Source organism: Polaromonas sp. (assembly GCF_039930745.1).
Lineage (GTDB): Bacteria > Pseudomonadota > Gammaproteobacteria > Burkholderiales > Burkholderiaceae_C > Polaromonas.
Genome location: NZ_JBDTTH010000027.1, coordinates 1 through 15,668, shown reverse-complemented (window position 1 = coordinate 15,668; position 15,668 = coordinate 1). Strand labels below are relative to the sequence as shown.

Annotated in this window: 16 protein-coding genes; 2 read left to right on the top strand and 14 right to left on the bottom strand. The window is 60.6% G+C overall.

Annotated elements, in window-relative coordinates; all coding sequences use genetic code 11:
• Nucleotides 1-26: 26 nt before the first annotated feature.
• From ABI660_RS10805 to ABI660_RS10795, 3 genes are read right to left on the bottom strand one after another with little or no spacing between them, the layout of a single operon-like run.
• A complete protein-coding gene (locus ABI660_RS10805; RefSeq protein WP_348067773.1) occupies nt 27-692 on the bottom strand; it encodes an amino acid ABC transporter permease in 666 nt (221 codons plus the stop codon).
• A gap of 7 nt (nt 693-699) precedes the next feature.
• On the bottom strand, nt 700-1,554 hold the full coding sequence (locus ABI660_RS10800; RefSeq protein WP_348067771.1) for a transporter substrate-binding domain-containing protein: 855 nt from the start codon (nt 1,552-1,554) through the stop codon (nt 700-702).
• A gap of 56 nt (nt 1,555-1,610) precedes the next feature.
• On the bottom strand, nt 1,611-2,366 hold the full coding sequence (locus ABI660_RS10795; protein WP_348067769.1) for a FadR/GntR family transcriptional regulator: 756 nt from the start codon (nt 2,364-2,366) through the stop codon (nt 1,611-1,613).
• A 161-nt stretch (nt 2,367-2,527) separates the two neighbouring features.
• On the opposite strand from ABI660_RS10795, the gene manD reads away from it, so the two are divergent.
• On the top strand, nt 2,528-3,739 hold the full coding sequence (gene manD / locus ABI660_RS10790; protein ID WP_348067767.1) for a D-mannonate dehydratase ManD: 1,212 nt from the start codon (nt 2,528-2,530) through the stop codon (nt 3,737-3,739).
• Nucleotides 3,740-4,034: 295 nt separating this feature from the next.
• On the opposite strand, the gene ABI660_RS10785 is transcribed toward manD, so the two are convergent.
• The 10 genes from ABI660_RS10785 to ABI660_RS10740 are packed head-to-tail and all read right to left on the bottom strand — an operon-like array spanning nt 4,035 to nt 13,784.
• Complete coding sequence (locus tag ABI660_RS10785; RefSeq protein WP_348067765.1) at nt 4,035-4,922, bottom strand: amidohydrolase family protein; 888 nt, start codon at nt 4,920-4,922, stop codon at nt 4,035-4,037.
• A gap of 50 nt (nt 4,923-4,972) precedes the next feature.
• A complete protein-coding gene (locus ABI660_RS10780) occupies nt 4,973-5,407 on the bottom strand; it encodes an RbsD/FucU domain-containing protein (protein ID WP_348067763.1) in 435 nt (144 codons plus the stop codon).
• Nucleotides 5,408-5,420: 13 nt separating this feature from the next.
• Nucleotides 5,421-6,197 carry an SDR family oxidoreductase gene (locus ABI660_RS10775; RefSeq protein ID WP_348067761.1) on the bottom strand — a complete coding sequence of 259 codons (777 nt, stop codon included), beginning with the start codon at nt 6,195-6,197 and terminating at the stop codon, nt 5,421-5,423.
• A gap of 21 nt (nt 6,198-6,218) precedes the next feature.
• Entirely contained in the window at nt 6,219-7,496 is a 1,278-nt protein-coding gene (locus tag ABI660_RS10770) for an L-fuconate dehydratase (RefSeq protein ID WP_348067759.1), read from the bottom strand.
• Between the two features lie 11 nt (nt 7,497-7,507).
• Nucleotides 7,508-8,248, bottom strand: coding sequence for an SDR family oxidoreductase (locus tag ABI660_RS10765; RefSeq protein ID WP_348067757.1), 741 nt, complete (start codon nt 8,246-8,248; stop codon nt 7,508-7,510).
• A gap of 48 nt (nt 8,249-8,296) precedes the next feature.
• Nucleotides 8,297-9,280 (bottom strand): sugar ABC transporter substrate-binding protein, encoded by a 984-nt coding sequence (locus ABI660_RS10760; RefSeq protein ID WP_348067755.1) that lies wholly within the window; start codon nt 9,278-9,280, stop codon nt 8,297-8,299.
• A gap of 44 nt (nt 9,281-9,324) precedes the next feature.
• Nucleotides 9,325-10,293 carry an ABC transporter permease gene (locus ABI660_RS10755; RefSeq protein ID WP_348067753.1) on the bottom strand — a complete coding sequence of 323 codons (969 nt, stop codon included), beginning with the start codon at nt 10,291-10,293 and terminating at the stop codon, nt 9,325-9,327.
• Nucleotides 10,290-11,795, bottom strand: coding sequence for a sugar ABC transporter ATP-binding protein (locus ABI660_RS10750; protein ID WP_348067750.1), 1,506 nt, complete (start codon nt 11,793-11,795; stop codon nt 10,290-10,292). The genes ABI660_RS10755 and ABI660_RS10750 overlap by 4 nt, the downstream gene beginning before the upstream one ends.
• A gap of 1 nt (nt 11,796) precedes the next feature.
• Nucleotides 11,797-12,765 carry an ABC transporter permease gene (locus ABI660_RS10745; protein WP_348067748.1) on the bottom strand — a complete coding sequence of 323 codons (969 nt, stop codon included), beginning with the start codon at nt 12,763-12,765 and terminating at the stop codon, nt 11,797-11,799.
• Nucleotides 12,762-13,784 (bottom strand): LacI family DNA-binding transcriptional regulator, encoded by a 1,023-nt coding sequence (locus tag ABI660_RS10740; protein ID WP_348067746.1) that lies wholly within the window; start codon nt 13,782-13,784, stop codon nt 12,762-12,764. The genes ABI660_RS10745 and ABI660_RS10740 overlap by 4 nt, the downstream gene beginning before the upstream one ends.
• A gap of 582 nt (nt 13,785-14,366) precedes the next feature.
• Between ABI660_RS10740 and ABI660_RS10735 the strand changes: the two genes are divergently transcribed.
• A complete protein-coding gene (locus ABI660_RS10735) occupies nt 14,367-14,546 on the top strand; it encodes a DUF6789 family protein (RefSeq protein WP_348067744.1) in 180 nt (59 codons plus the stop codon).
• 452 nt (nt 14,547-14,998) lie between these two features.
• On the opposite strand, the gene ABI660_RS10730 is transcribed toward ABI660_RS10735, so the two are convergent.
• Nucleotides 14,999-15,668 (bottom strand): hypothetical protein (locus tag ABI660_RS10730; protein WP_348067742.1); only part of this gene is annotated, 670 nt, incomplete at its 5' end.

The following is a 15,668-nucleotide window of genomic DNA, read 5'->3' as shown; positions in this document are numbered from 1 at the left end:
GGACGTCCTCCAGCCATGGCCGCGCGTCATGAGCGGCCCAGGTGCGCAACGCGCAGGTAGAAACGGTCCACGCCGCGCGAGATGGGAAACAGGATCAGAAAATACATCAGCATCACGACGGTGTAGACCTCCAGCGGCTTGTAGGTCAGGCCTGCCACCGTCTCTGCCTGCCTTATCAGCTCGGGCACGGCAATCACAGACGCAATCGCCGTGTCTTTCACGGCGATGCCCAGCGCCGAGCCATAGGCCGGCAACATGCGCACCGTGGCTTGGGGCAGGATGATCTTTTGCACCATCTGGCGCTGCGACATGCCCAGCGCCAGTGCCGCCCGGACCTGGCCGGGTCGAATGGATTCCACGCCGGCCCGCACAATCTCGGCGACCGAAGCCGCCAAGTGGACAGTGATGGCCACCACCGCACCCGTCACGGGCGGCATGGATGTCCCAACAAGAAGCGGAAATGCAAAGTACATCCAGATCAGCACCACCAGCACCGGGATCGCCCGCATGGAATCAATATAAAAAACCAGTGGCGCCTTTAACCAGCCGGGGCCGTAACAGCGCCCCAGCCCTACCGCAACCCCAACCACCACGCTGCCGGCCATGGACAGCACGCTGACGTACAGCGTAGTCCACAGACCCAGCGCGAGAAAGCGCCAGTTGTCCAGCAGCGGGGCAATTGAAAAGTCCACTGCGTTCCTATTTGCTTGCTGCGATCATCGCGTTGACCACGCGCTGCTCTTCCGCCTTGAGCTTGCCTTCGTTGGCCTTTTGCACGGCGCGCATCCACTCAAGCAAGGGGGCCTGGTTCTTGTCAATCGCAATGCCGATGGGGTTGGCAAACTCCTTACTGTCCTGGCAGTTGTTTTCCTTGGGAATCACGCCCAGCCCCTTGACCTTGTTGTTAAGCACCACCCAGGGGACGCGGTTGATCGGTATGGCGTCGGCACGGCGCGCCAGCACTTCCTCGACCGGCGCGGCTGCGCCCGAGCTGCTCACACCGCGCAGCTTGGCGTTTGGAAAACGTTTTTTCACCCAGGCCTCTTCGCCGCCGCCCGTGAAATAGGCAATGGTGACCTCCGGATTGTTCAGATCGTCAGCCGTTTTGGCATTGGCAAACTTGGGATTGGCCTGCAGCCCGAACATGCAGATGCTGGTGCTGGACAGGATGACGTAGTCAATCACCTTGAGCCGCTCGGGCGTTTCGGTCAACGGGGTGATGGCAATGTCCACCTGATTGGTTGCCAGCGATGGCACCTTGGTCTCATGGCTCACCGGCACCGTCTGCAGCTTGACGCCAAGCAGGCGCGCATATTCCTCGGCCACCATGTAGGCGGGGCCATACCAGGCAGGGCTTTGCCCCGGCGGGCTTTCGGCCAGCCACGGAGGGTTGGCCAACACACCCACCCGCAGGACGCCGGCCTTGCGGACAGCATCTGCACGGGCACTGACGCCCGGCGCGGGTGGCGCAGGGCTTTGCGCAGCAGCATTGAGCGCCACAAGCATGGCGCCCAGAAACGCCCAGCGCTTGCCGGGCAATAAATTCTTGTTCATCTTTCTTGTCTCCTCATGTGGGCGCAGCAACACTGCGCATTGCAGAAATGGGCTGCTCACGCCCAACCTTTTACAAACTCGCTGATGACCCGGTCAATGTGCGCGTGCATGGCATTGCGGGCGGCCACTGCGTCACGCGCCGCCAGAGCTGCAAACACCTGCTGGTGGTCCTGCAAGCTGGCTTGACGAAGGGTCGGGGTGTGAAAGTGTTTCTCTAGGCGCGCCCAGATAGGTCCGCGCAATTGGTCCCAGAGCGCGCCGACGATGTGCGCCATCACCGCGTTGCCCGTGGCCTCGGCAATCCGAAGGTGAAACAGGCGGTCCGCGGCTTCATTCGCGCGCTTGTCGTCGCAGTGGTCACGCATGTCGGCCAGCGCAGAGTAAATACGGTCGATATCGGTGTCTTTTCGCAATTCAGCGGCCTGCGCGGCAATTTCCCCCTCAATCAGCCGCCGCGCGCGCAGCAACTCGAAGGGGCCAGGCCCTTCAGGCACAAACACCGGTTTGATGCTTTCTGGCGGACGGCATACATAGATGCCAGACCCGACGCGTACTTCCACCAAGTCCTGGACCTCAAGCGCAATCACAGCCTCGCGGACAGATGTGCGGCTGACCTGAAACCGGTCCGCCAGGGCGCGTTCGGACGGCAGACGTTCGCCGACCTGAAACTCGCCGCCGGCAATCAGGGCGGTGATCTGTTCGGCCAGGCGCTGGTACGAGCGTTCTGCGCCTGGTTCCACGCCGCCATCGGCTCCAAGCTCCTGGCTGGTATGACCTATTTCTGCGATTTCGACAGGTGTATTTACTGACATGATGCGGATCCGGATAATTGGTAAACCAGTTTATAGACCAATTCACTAATATAACCTTCTATGGTTTACCACTAATGCGTTTCTTTTATCGTAGGCCACATAATGTCAGGATGCATGAGCGCTGTTTTCGCTCATATTGGTTGGACCAATTTTTAAATTTCATGAAAATCACCGCCGCCCGAGTCATTGTTTGTTGCCCTGGCCGCAACTTCGTCACCCTGAAAATTGAAACTGACGAGGGCCTGACCGGGATTGGCGACGCCACACTCAACGGGCGCGAGATGTCCGTGGTGAGCTATCTGACGGAGCATGTGATTCCCTGCCTGATAGGCCGTGACGCGCACCAGATTGAAGACATCTGGCAATACCTCTACAAAGGCGCTTACTGGCGCCGCGGCCCGGTCACCATGAGCGCGATTGCGGCGGTCGACACCGCCCTATGGGACATCAAGGCCAAGGCAGCCGGGCTTCCGCTGTATCAGATGCTGGGCGGCCGCAGCCGCAATGGGGCGATGGTTTACGGCCACGCCAATGGCAGCGACATTTCGCACACAGTGGAAGAAGTGCTGCGCTACAAGGAGATGGGCTACCAGGCCATCCGCGCGCAAAGCGGCGTGCCCGGTCTGGAGAAAGTCTATGGCGTAGGCCGGGGCAGCATGTTCTATGAGCCGGCAGACGCCAACCTCCCAAGCGAGCACGACTGGAGCTCCGAGAAATACCTGCTTCATACGCCCCAATTGTTCGACGCGGTGCGTCAGGCGGTGGGACCGGACATTCACCTGCTCCATGACGTTCACCACCGCCTCACCCCAATTGAGGCCGGCCGGCTCGGCAAGTCGCTGGAGCCCTTTCACCTGTTCTGGATAGAAGACGCGACACCGGCCGAAAACCAGGAGGCCTTCCGCCTGATCCGCCAGCACACCACCACGCCGCTGGCGGTGGGCGAGATTTTCAACAGCATCTGGGACTGCAAGGACCTGATCCAGAACCAGCTCATCGACTACATACGCGCCACCGTGGTCCATGCCGGAGGCATCACGCATCTGCGGCGCATTGCGGACTTCGCGTCCATGTACCAGGTGCGCACCGGCTGCCATGGCGCCACCGACCTGTCACCCGTGTGCATGGGCGCGGCGCTGCATTTCGACACCTGGGTGCCGAACTTCGGAGTGCAGGAATACATGCGCCATACCGAAGAAACCGACGAGGTCTTCCCGCACGCCTACAGCTTCGAAAAAGGTTATATGCACTGCGGGGAAACACTGGGGCATGGCGTCGATATCGACGAGAAGCTGGCGGCGAAATATCCCTACCAGCGTGCGTACCTGCCCGTGAACCGGCTGCAGCACGACGGAACGCTCTGGAACTGGTGACCAAGCCCGCTCCGATCAGCCAGGGCAGTCGGCCGGAAGGAGACCCGCAACCGCTTCCCTACCTGGACAGCCCGGCCAAGCGGGCCATGAACGATCGACGACCAGCGGACTGCGCGAAACCTGGTACTCGGGCGATTGCATCAGTCGGTCAAATTTGTTGCAAGCAGCGTACTGGACCGTCGCGCACCACAGGACAATGGCTTGTAGCCTGAGCTGCGGTGACCTGTTCGGCTCCGGGACGCTTTCTGGCCCGAAGCGGGACTGGCCGGGTCGCTGCTCGAAATCACGCGAGGGGTCAGCACTGACGAAGATCGAGCTCGTAGAGCGCGACGGCATTGCCTCCGAAAATCAGGCCCTGTTCACGCGCGTCCAGGTCCGCGAGCAAGTCGACACACATCGCGTGCCATGTCAGGTAGCTCGCCGTCAAGGTCACGACCGGCCAATCGCTGCCCCAGACAAGGCGCGCCGCGCCAAATTCTGACAGCAGCAGCTCGACGTAGGGCCGAAGCACCCGGACATCAGCGCCAATCAGCGCTTCCGTTAGCAGGCCCGACAGCTTGCACGCGACATTCGTTTCGCGCGCGAGGGTTGTCATTGCGGCGGCCCAGGGCGCGAAGGCAAGATCCCAGCCGGAGGCGATCGCGGGCTTGGCCGCGTGATCCACGACAGCACGAAGTTTGGGTTGGCGCTGGAGCAGCTCCAATGCAGTGTCGATCTGGTGAGGTTTGATCAACAGATCCAGGACCAAGCCGTGCCCTTCCATTGCCGCCCACGCCCGATCGGCCTGTGGGCCCAGTACCCAGCCTATGTCGGGCATGTCCTGCAACATGGGACGTAGCCCCTTAAGCAGGGGATCCCGAGCGCAGCGCGCGATGCGTTCGGACGCATCGGCAGCCTCCAGCGCGCACCAACCTACCACGCCAAGCACCATCGAGTCTGGCTGCCTGCCGATCTCCAGCAGACGCTCGGTTTCAGCCTCCGAGGGAGCGGCTTGCACAAGCACTGTGCCTTCGATATTGGCGGCCTGCAGGTGCGGGCGCAGGTCTGCGGGCGCGAAATCCCTGTAGAGGGCCTTCAACGCCGGCGTGGGCTGGAGCCATCCGTAGTCACCGTGCTCCAGTGACCAGAAGTGCTGGTGCGCGTCAATTCGCATAGGGTTTCGGCCGATCCGCTGTTTGGTCATGTACCGGTCGGCGCCGCCTTTCGGAACAATCGTTAACCCAGGCACCGCTGTCACTGCTGCCCAACCACGCCTTTGCGCAACAGCACGTTGCCATACAGCCGGCGCTCGCCAGTCTGAACGACCGCAAACGCCCCGCGCGCCCGGGCGTAGAAGGCCATGCGATCAAGTTCTTCAGAAGGTACGGCCCGGCCTTCGCTCTCGCGAGCCTCGGCCAGGATGTCCCGAACCGCGTCCGGCACTGCACCAGGTTGCCCCTCCACAGCCATCGTGGCGATAGGCGGCCCCCCAAAGCCATCCAAGGGCATTACGCTCAAGATTGCGCGCACGGCCTGCGCAGCGCCTGCTCCTTCAAGTCGCAACAGCCGCTGCGCGCAGGCCGCTCCAGGGAAATTCGCATCCACGACTGCAATCTCGTCGCTGTGCCCCATCGAAGCAAGGGCATGCAGCAGATCGGGGCAGAGCAAAGGGTCCAGCAATTTCAACATCAAGTCACCTCTCTTAGGGCAAAGCACGGTCAAGGTGTGTGTAGCCGCCGTCTGGATGCACCCATTGGCCGGTGGTATGGGACGAGCGGGCCGACAACAGGAAACACACGGTATCCGCGATCTCCGAGGCGGTTGTCATGCGTTTGCCCAACGGGACTCGCGCCTCAATCTGAGCGGCCGCTGCATCCGGAACGGGCCGCTGCTCCAGCCAGCGCCGGTACTGCGGAGTCATGACCTCCGCCGGGAGCACAGCGTTAACCCGGACGCCCCAGGGTGCGAGTGACGCCGCCCATTCGCGTGTCAGACCAAGCTGCGCGGCCTTGGATGCCACGTAGCCGCTTGTGCCGCCCTGACCTGTCACCGCCGTCTTGGAGGAGATATTGACGATCGCGCCCCGGCTGAGCTTCAAGTGCTCTACGCACAGGTGCGCCATGACGTAGTAGTGCACGAGGTTCGCTTCCAGGGAACGAACAAAGGCATCGCGGCCCGCTTCCAGGCCTGCTCCATCGTTGACTCCGGCGTTGTTCACCAGGCCGTCGATCCCGCCCCACTGGGTGGCAGTGCGCGACACGGCGTCAAGACAATCGGCCTCGTTGGTGAGGTCTAGCTGAAAATGCGGGCACGCGGGGCAGAGCGAGGTGAGTTCGGCGGTGAAGGCGGTGTCGGGCGCGCTGCGTCCGAAGATCACAGGAATAGCCCCCTCGCGTGCCAGCTGCAGGCTAATGGCTGCCCCAATCCCTGCACCACCCCCGGTGACGATGATGATCTTGCCTTGAAGGTGAAGGTCCATGGCTTTGCCCCAATCGGTCGACTAACGGTACGCGTACTCGGCCAGAGATGCCGCCTTCATCTCGATGGAGTAGCCGGGTCGCAGTGGAACCATGTACGCAGCGTGGCGTACGACACAAGGATCGACGAAATGCTCGTGAAGGTGATCGACATATTCGATGACACGGCCTTCCTTTGTCCCCGCGATGCAGAGGTAGTCGATCATGGACAGATGCTGCACGTACTCGCACAGGCCAACGCCGCCTGCATGCGGGCACACCTTCAGTCCGTGCTTGGCTGCCATGAGCATCACTGCCAACACTTCGTTGACGCCGCCCAGGCGGCACGCGTCAATTTGCAGGATGTCTGCGGCGCTGCGCATCATGAATTGCTTGAACACGACCCTGTTCTGGCACATCTCGCCAGTCGCCACCTGCATCTGCCCTTTCATCGCCTCACGGATTTTCCGATGACCTTCAACGTCGTCGGGACTGGTCGGCTCTTCGATAAACCAGGGCTTGGCGAAGGCCAACTCCTTGAGCCACGCGATGGCAATGTCGACATCCCATACCTGGTTGGCATCGATCATCAGGTGTCGATGTGGGCCCAGGACCTCGCGGGCGATGCGCAGGCGACGGATGTCGTCAGCCAGGTCTCGCCCGACCTTGAGCTTGATGTGCGCAAATCCAGCGTTGACCGCGTCCTGGGCCAGGCGGCGTAGCTTGGCATCCTCATAACCCAGCCAGCCAGCGGAGGTGGTGTAGCAGGGATATCCGTTGGCCAGCAGCTCGACGCGACGCTCCGATTTGCCCACGGCGCGCTCGCGCAGCAGCGCCAGCGCCTCTTCTGGCGTGATGCAGTCGGTGATGTAGCGGAAGTCGATGACTCGAACCAGTTCTTCGGCGCTCATGTCGGCGACCAACTGCCATAAGGGCTTGCCCTCATGCTTCGCCCAAAGGTCCCACACGGCGTTGACAACGGCCGCTGTCGCCAGGTGAATCACCCCCTTCTCGGGACCGACCCACCGCAATTGGCTGTCGGAAGTGATGTGGCGCCAGAACTGGCCCATGTCACGCGTGACCTGCGCGAGGTCCAGACCGACCACCAGATGCTCCATGGCCCGGATGGCGGCGCAGCATATTTCGTTGCCGCGACCAATGGTGAAGGTCAGGCCGTGGCCGGCCAGGCCTGGCTGGTCAGTCTCCAATATGACGTAGGCAGCCGAATAATCGGGAGCTTGGTTCATGGCATCGGAGCCGTCCAACTGGGATGACGTCGGAAAACGCACGTCAACAGTACGCATGGCGCGGATGGTGGTCATGGGTTGACTGCTTAGAGCTGAAGGGCCTGCGGGAGAATCACCAAGTCGCGGATGACTACATGCCTGGGGCGAGTGAGCATGAACAGGGCTGCCTCGGACACGTCCTCTGAGCGGAGGCCTTCGCTCGTGGCCACTTTGCGGTCGACTTCGGCGGGGTCTGTATAGCCCCAAAGTTCGTTGAGCACCGTGCCAGGGGCGATCGAGCCAACCCGGATGTTTTGACCTGCCACTTGCTGCCTAAGCGCGTGGAGGAAGGCATTCACCGCGTGTTTGGATGCACCGTAGACGGGTTCGAAGGGAATCACCTGGTGCGCCGAGATCGAGCTGGTGACCAGGATGTCGCCGCCGCCGTTCTTTCTCATATGAGGGAGCACACGATTGATTGAGCGGAAGACCGCGTGGACATTGAGCATCAAGAGTTTGTCCCATTCGTCTGGATCGCCCTCCGCGGCATCCCCGGCGATGTAAATGCCAGCGTTTGCGAACAGCACGTCCAAGTGGACGAGCCGGTTGATAGCGGCATCGATAACGCCATCGACTTCCTGCGGTTTCGACAGATCGGCCGGAATCACGACCGTGTCCGGTCCGATCTCCCTTGCGAGGGTCATCAGTTTGTCTGCAGAGCGCGCTGTGATGGCCACGCGCACTCCCTCGCGGGCGAGGGCAAGCGCCGTGACTCGCCCAATGCCCGTGCTTGCGCCGGTGACTAACGCCGTTTTGCCGTGGAGTGATTGCATGATGTGAACGTTCAAGTCTTGGTGATCCGGTCGGGCGGCGATGTGGCTGGCGCAGAGCCGCGATTACTTGTATTTGCGTGCCCAGTAATTGGTCATCCCCTTGACTGTCGCGGGAGTTGCTACCGAGCCCTTGGCCAGGCACCCTTCGCCCACACACTTGGGGTCCTTGCCTTCAGCAATGTCCAGCAACACACGAACGGCTTCCTTGGCGTGAGCCTGTGCATCCCACGTCACAGCGACATCGATGTAACCGTTCTCCATGGCTGTGATGGCGCTCGTCAGCAGGTCGTTCGATGCGATCCAGACGTGCTTCGGGTTGCCGGTTGGATGCCATTTGTCGAACTTTTCCGCCGCGGACCGCACTGCGTCGATGGCCCAATCCGAAGCAAGCAGAAGGCAATTCGCGTCCTTATGCGCGCGGAAAGCATCGGTCAGCCCGGACAACACACGCTCGGGATTCCACTCGCTCGGAACCCTGGCAACGATGGAGATCGTTGAACTTGCGCTGTCAAGCTTCTTGAACTCGTTCGTCCGATTGATGGCGTTGATGTCTGCGAGTGAACCCTGGACTTCAATGCACTTCGCCGCCGTCACATTCCGGGCCTTGAGCAGCTTCTGGAACTCCTCTCCGAGAACCTTGGCCTGGTCCTTCGAATCCCCCCCCACATGTGCCGTGGGTTTCTCGCCACTGGAGGCCCGGTCAAACGTCACAAACGCAACATTCGCCTGTTTCGCAGCGCGGATGGATGAACCGATTGCCGCAGAGTCCAGCGCTCGGGCGATGATGATGTTGACGCCGCTGTTTATCAGATCTTCGATGTTGGCGGCTTGGCGGCTGCTGTCGTTGTTGGCCATGTTGACGACCCACGTCACGTTGATACCCCGCGCCGCGCCCTGCGACTTTGCCTCCGCGCGCATGTAGTCTTCCCACGCTTGATTGAGCGCACTTTCCCGTGCGTCCCAGCTGAGGCCGATCTTCACGTCCTTCGCGATCGCCGCCGTCGTTAGCGAGGCGGCAATCATAGTGCCAATAATGAAACGTTTCATAAAATGCTCCTTCTGATGCTACGTTGGCTGCCCCGCATCGCGGGTCAGGATCCCTTCGGGATTTGGGTGCGGTCAGGGCGTCGCCCGACCTTGAGCGCGTCCGCGTACATCGCGATGAAAATCACGACGCCCTCGACGAGCCGATATGAATACGGGTTGGCCCCGAACTGCTGCAGACCGCTGCGGATCACCTGAAAGATCAGGGAGCCGATGAGCACGGAAGCAAGCACCTTGCCGCGGCCGCCGAACAAGGAAATTCCGCCCACGACGATGGCTGCCACGGCGGTGAACTCCATTCCCTCGCCGATCTTCGCGGTGTTAACCGCGACCTGCATCGTGTACATGACCCCCGCGGTAGCAGCCAGCACCCCAGAGATCACCAGCGATACGGAGATCCTCCGCTGCACGGGAATCCCGATGCGCCGCGCCACGTCCTCGCCGTTTCCGATCGCCGTCAGTTGCCGGCCAAACGCTGTCCGGCGATGGACGGCGTCGATCAACAGCAGCAAGGCGGTCGCGACCAGCGTGTCGACGTAGATCGCGCCGATGGCTGCATTGCCCAGGTTCTTAGCCGCCTCTGGCAATTCGATCAGCCCACCGTTCGTGAGCCAAAGTCCAAAGCCCCGGAACGCAATCATGGTGCCGAGCGTCGCGATCAGCGAGTTGATGCCCAGCCCGCAAACGACCAGGGCGTTGATAAGACCGAGCACCACCCCGCAACCGATTGCGGCTGCGACAGCCAGCGGCAAGGGGGCAGCGTCGGCCCGCAGGAGAAGCGCGAACACCGCGGATGCAACATAGGCAATGGACCCGACGGAAACATCAAGACGTCCGGCAATCACGACGAGCGCCATTCCTGAGGCGCAGATGGCGATCGGTGCCACCACGTGCAATAGCTCCACCAGGTTCTGGAAACCGAAAAAGCTCGGAGCCGCGATCGAGAAGAATAGGTATGTGGCAACCAGAATGAGGGGTACGCCCAAATTTCGGAGGTGAGAGAGGTGACTTCTCATGTGGCCTCCGCCGGCTGGGCTGTTTCAGAGAGCGCGCGCAGCAGATCGCCATGGCTTGCGGCAGCGGAGAGCTCGCCAACAATCTGCCCGCGCACCATGATCAGGTATCTGTCGGCCACGCGCGTCAGCTCTTCCAGTTCAGACGACACCAGGAGCACCGCGGTGCCGGCGTCCGCCAGCTCGCTGACGAGACGCAAGATTTCAGTCTTGGCAGCCACGTCAAGACCGCGGGTGGGTTCGTCCAGCAACAAAAGCTGTGGCGCACCCGCCAACCAGCGTGCGAACACGACCTTCTGCTGGTTTCCGCCCGAAAGGGTGGAGACGCGTTGAGCTGCGTCATTGACCTTGATTGCTAGTCTCTTGATCATCGAGTCCGCAAAACGACTGAGCTCACCTCGCCGGAACAGCCCGAATCTCGCGCATGTGCGAGGAAAAGTCATGACGATGTTCTCGGCCACCGACAGGGGCAGGAAGAGTCCCTCGCCTCGGCGATCCTCCGTGACAAAGCCCGTTTTCCGGTACAGGGTCTTTGGCCGGATTTTTTGCAGCACCCCTGACTCGCGCCAGCGTACGGTCCCGCTGTCAAGCGGGTCCAGCCCGACCAGCGCTCGCAGGAGCTCGGTGCGTCCTGCTCCCAGCAACCCCCAGATCGCGACGATCTCCCCCGCACGAACTGCGAAGCTGACGTCGTTCAGGGCTCCGCCTCTTGTCAATCCCTCGGCAACCAGCAACGGCTCACCCGTCAAGCGCCGGCATGGACGCAGAGGCCGCTCGTTCTCCTCGCTCCCGAGCATTTGATGAACGATCTCGCTCTCGGTCATGGATGCAGCTGTTCCGTCGAGAACTGTGGTGCCGCCGCGCATCACGACGACGCGGCTGGCGATGCCGAAGACCTCATCGATGAAGTGCGTGATGTAGACGATGGCAACCCCTTCGCGCTTGAGGTTGAGAATGACCTCGAACAGCCGTTCGCGCTCTCGAACACTCAGTGACGAGGTAGGCTCGTCGAAGATGACAATCTTCGGGCTTCTGCGCAGGGCGCGAGCAATCTCGACGAGTTGACGGTCTCCGATGCTCAGGTCGCCCATCGCACCGCGCGGGTCCACAGTGGAACCGAGCCGGCCCAGCAGTTCCTTCGCTCGCCGATGGCAGGCTTCGAAGTCGATGCGCCCACCACGGCAGGGAAAGTCATCAATGAAGATGTTTTCGGCAACAGACAGCGTTGGTACGGAATTCAGTTCCTGGTGAACGAATGCGATGCCTGCATCGAGCGATTCCCGCGGGGTTCTGAGGGCGACGGCACGCCCGTCGAGCAGCACTTCACCGCTGTCCCGGCGGACGATCCCGCCGAGCACGTTCATCAGCGTCGATTTGCCGGCGCCGTTTGCACCCATCAAGGCGACCACCTCGCCAGCGTGGACCGACAGGTTCGCGCGGTTGAGCGCTGCGACGCCCGGAAACCGCTTGCTGACGTTGCGCATGACCAGGTATGGCAAGCTCATGTCAGGCCTTCGGCGCAACGCGGTCCAAGGCAACGAAAGCAATGATCACGCCGCCGCGGATCATTTGATTGACATACAGACTGACCTCCGCCGCGTTGAGCGCGTTGTTGAGCAGGGTGATGAAGACAGCTCCGAGAGCCGCTTTCCAGATCTGTCCGACGCCGCCCTGGATGCTGATGCCTCCAATGACACAAGCGCTGATCACGTCAAGGACCATCGATGCACTGGCGAGGTTCGACGACGCCGAAGCCAGGCGGCCGGTCAACATGACGGCGCCAATGCCGGCGGCCAACCCGGCAGCCATGTAACTTGCCATCACGACACGCGGGAAGGGGACGCGGGCTACTTCTGAGGCCTTGACGTTCGTTCCGACTGCGTACAGCCACAGGCCGTAGACGGTCCGGGACATGAACACCGACGCGACCGCGACCACGGCGACCGAAATGAGTACCGGCAGTGGGAGCAGGCCCAGGTACCGCCCCGTGAACGGATCGACAAACGCTGGGGGAATGTCCGCGATGCTGATCGAATTTGTCAGCCAGACGGCCGCGCCATTGGTGATGGTCATCATCGCAAGCGTGACGACGAACGGGATCATGCGCAGATAGCCAACGGCGACGCCGTTGCACACGCCGATCGCAAGGCCGGAGAAGAGCATGATCAGCAGCCCGCCCATCGCATCACCGGTTGCGCGCATATACATCGCGCCCAGAACGGCGCTCAATGCAGCCGAGAACGGAATGGAAAGATCGATTCCCCCTCCGATCATCACCACCGCCATTCCGCTGGCCAGCACGGCGAGGGTAGACGCCTGGACCAGGATATTCAGAAGATTGTTGGGCCGGAAGAAGGTGGGGGCCGACAACCAAAGCGTCGCGAGGATGATCACCGCGGCGGCGGCGGTGATGCCTGGGCGCGCCCATGCTTGCCAGCCCATGAACGGCGCCTGCGCTGTGGCGGCGGCGCTCAAGTACCGATCCTCCGGCGTTGAGGGCCGGTTGTCGAGCCGCGCACGATCAGCTTCGGATCGAGCCGGACATGCCGGGTTTCCAGCGTCTCACCCGCGATGAGGCGCCGCAACATGGTCCAGCTATTGCGCGCAATGGCTTCGCTGGGCTGAGCAACGACGCTGATTCCTGGAGTGAGCAAGGTGAGCGCCTCGAAGTCGTCCATCACAAGCAGCCCGATGTCCTCTGGAATTCGCAAGCCAAGCGTTTGAAGAGCGGAGATGACTCCCTTGGCGACAAGGTTGCTGGCGGCGAAGATTGCTTCAGGAAGCGGCTCCCTCTCGAGGATGCGCAAGCTCTCATCCTTGATGGTTTCGGGGGTGAGCCCGAATTCATACGACTGGCAGCTGCTCGTGGCATGCGCATCGCGCACGGCTTCCATGAATCCCTCGCGGCGCTCGTTCAGTATCCAGTGCTCATGCCGGTGCCCGAAGAAGCTGACGCGCTTGTAGCCGGAGCTGAAGAGGTGCATGCCGCCCAGGTGGCCGGCTCGCCGGTTGTCGACGGCAACACTTGGAAAGGGGTTCTTCGACTCGACCCGGTCCACCAAGACAACCGGAACACTATAGGTTTCCAGTGCCGGGATCGTTGGCTGCAAGTCGAACGACGGAATGAGGATCAATCCATCGACGCGCTGGGAGATGAGGTTGTGGATCTGTCGCTGAGCACGCTGCTGTTCTTCGCCGGTCGTGAGGAACATCACGCCCTCCGAGTCCGTCACGCCAATGTGCTCGATGAGCGAAACGAACTCAGCAAAAAATGCGTTCTCGATGTTCGGGACCGCCACAGCAACCATGCCTGTCTGGTTGGACCGAAGGCTTGCTGCGTTGCTGTTGCGCCGATACCCGAGCTTGGCAGCTGCTTCGACCACTCTTAGTGCCAACTTTTCTTTCACGCTGTTCCGGCCGTTGAGCACGTTCGATACGGTGCCAAGCGACACACCCGCGAGCCGCGCAATGTCGTTAACCGTTGGTTCCTTCATGTCCGTATGTTCCTGCACCACTGAGCGGCATCGTCGCAATTTATGAAACGTTTCACAAAATATACGCCTGAGTTGTCAGCGTTGGATCAGGGTTTTCCCCGGGACATACGCATTTGCCTGCCGCCCGCATCAGTTGCCGCAGGCTGGCCAGGTAATTGTCATCGGGACGTGGCGGGCTTCAAGCTGAGTGGGCGCGATGCTTTTGTCAGCCTGCGCATTCACTGAGGCCGGCAGTCATGGTGCAATGCCACGGTGTCAGAACCCGGCAGCCGGCCTTGCCCCTGCACCTTCCACTGCTGCCGCAAACCGGGCTCGAAAGTGGAGACACCCTCCCCCAGCAGCACACTACCCACCAGCAGGTGCAGTTATCGACCAGCCCGTGCGCCAACAGGCTGTTGTAGAGCAGGTGGCGCCGCTGCCACGGCGCCTTGATCGACACACCTCAAACGGCGCACGATAGATGCACCCAGGCCTTCCTTGGAGCTGTGGATAGTGGGCTGCAGAGCGCCTCTCACATCGAAGTGCTCGATTGAACACGTTCAAGTGGACATCAACGCCAAGCCGCGCTGAACGGAAGCTCCCGTGGATCAGGGCTCGCTATGGGCCAGAGCAGCCGTCGTCGGCCGGCTTGTCATGATGGTGATGTTGATGGCTGGGGCAGGCCTGTTCGGCATGAAGATGGTTCTGATGGCGCCGATGATGACATTGGTACTGCACCTCATCTTTGGCGCCGTGCTCGGTTGGGTTTACGCTCGCAGCTAGCATAGCTACGCGCTTGCCGCATTAGTCTTGAGACTAGTGACGAGTCTGCCATGACGCAACGCGGCATCAGGCCTTGGTGCCCCGGACAGGATACGGTTTTGCTTGTAGTAATCACGTCGCTACCCGACATGAGTGCCCCCAAAACTGACGCGTGCATACACACGCTGACCGTCATTCGACGGTCACTGACTTCGCCAGGATTCGGGGTTTGTGCGGCCACATAACTTTGCGCTGCAAAGTGAACGTCGACCAAACCCCGCAGTGCTGTTTGGAAAAGGAAAGAGTGTCAAAATCTTCCCTACAAGGAGATTCTTTCGAGAGCCTGTAAAAACCCACACTTTGCAGCGTTTTTCTAAAACCGAGAAAAGTAAAGTCTGTAAAAGCTCCTCCTGGTGAGCTCGGCTCGTATGCTTGAACAGCACATGTAAAGGCACTGAGAGCTTCGCTATGCGCTAAAGCTTATCAAACTCATCAGCTCCGTCCAGGAGCTTCTGCTTGAGTGTTTTTGAGCCGCGGAGTCGGATGACATTCCCCCCCACACTTGGTGGAAGATTCTTGACTCGACGAGGAGATTTTGCTCGCTCCTCTTTCGAATCGAATTGATGCAAAATTTCCGCTTCAATATTGCGCTGATTTTTCTCGTTCGCATCAATCGCTGCCGCTTTGGTTATAGGCTCCTGCTCGCGATAAAAAGGGCACCAGAGATCCCCTCTTAAGCTCTTACCAATGATTTGCTGCTTGAATAAGATTTCGATGTCCTCGCGATGCACCGTGTACTTTGCTGACCTGTAGGCACTACGTATGTCCTGAATTGTTACCTCAGCATGTTTAGGTGGGCGCCTGGAAATTTCATATGCACCGACCAACAAAGCCACAACTGCACGCTTAATCCCAAACGTAAGCTGATGGATCTCAACTTCTACCTCGTCTACGTCGAATGTAAAAATGGTCGGCTCAATTTTCTTTAGCTCTTTAAGGAAGCTCTTCCAGTCGGGTGTGGAAACTCGCTCCGGATCCAAGAACATTGGCTGTGTAAGAAGTCGATCACGATCTTCCTGACGGCGCCCTGTAAGCGTTCGGCCATCCCCTTCTTGAATCCTGGCATCTAAGCGGCAAAGATGG

What these genes read in the sequence shown, in the direction of transcription:
- ABI660_RS10800 (WP_348067771.1), bottom strand. Translation starts at nt 1,554, where the DNA reads ATGAACAAGAATTTATTGCCCGGCAAGCGCTGGGCGTTTCTGGGCGCC.
- ABI660_RS10795 (WP_348067769.1), bottom strand. Translation starts at nt 2,366, where the DNA reads ATGTCAGTAAATACACCTGTCGAAATCGCAGAAATAGGTCATACCAGC.
- manD (WP_348067767.1), top strand. Translation starts at nt 2,528, where the DNA reads ATGAAAATCACCGCCGCCCGAGTCATTGTTTGTTGCCCTGGCCGCAAC.
- ABI660_RS10785 (WP_348067765.1), bottom strand. Translation starts at nt 4,922, where the DNA reads ATGACCAAACAGCGGATCGGCCGAAACCCTATGCGAATTGACGCGCAC.
- ABI660_RS10780 (WP_348067763.1), bottom strand. Translation starts at nt 5,407, where the DNA reads ATGTTGAAATTGCTGGACCCTTTGCTCTGCCCCGATCTGCTGCATGCC.
- ABI660_RS10775 (WP_348067761.1), bottom strand. Translation starts at nt 6,197, where the DNA reads ATGGACCTTCACCTTCAAGGCAAGATCATCATCGTCACCGGGGGTGGT.
- ABI660_RS10770 (WP_348067759.1), bottom strand. Translation starts at nt 7,496, where the DNA reads ATGACCACCATCCGCGCCATGCGTACTGTTGACGTGCGTTTTCCGACG.
- ABI660_RS10760 (WP_348067755.1), bottom strand. Translation starts at nt 9,280, where the DNA reads ATGAAACGTTTCATTATTGGCACTATGATTGCCGCCTCGCTAACGACG.
- ABI660_RS10755 (WP_348067753.1), bottom strand. Translation starts at nt 10,293, where the DNA reads ATGAGAAGTCACCTCTCTCACCTCCGAAATTTGGGCGTACCCCTCATT.
- ABI660_RS10750 (WP_348067750.1), bottom strand. Translation starts at nt 11,795, where the DNA reads ATGAGCTTGCCATACCTGGTCATGCGCAACGTCAGCAAGCGGTTTCCG.
- ABI660_RS10740 (WP_348067746.1), bottom strand. Translation starts at nt 13,784, where the DNA reads ATGAAGGAACCAACGGTTAACGACATTGCGCGGCTCGCGGGTGTGTCG.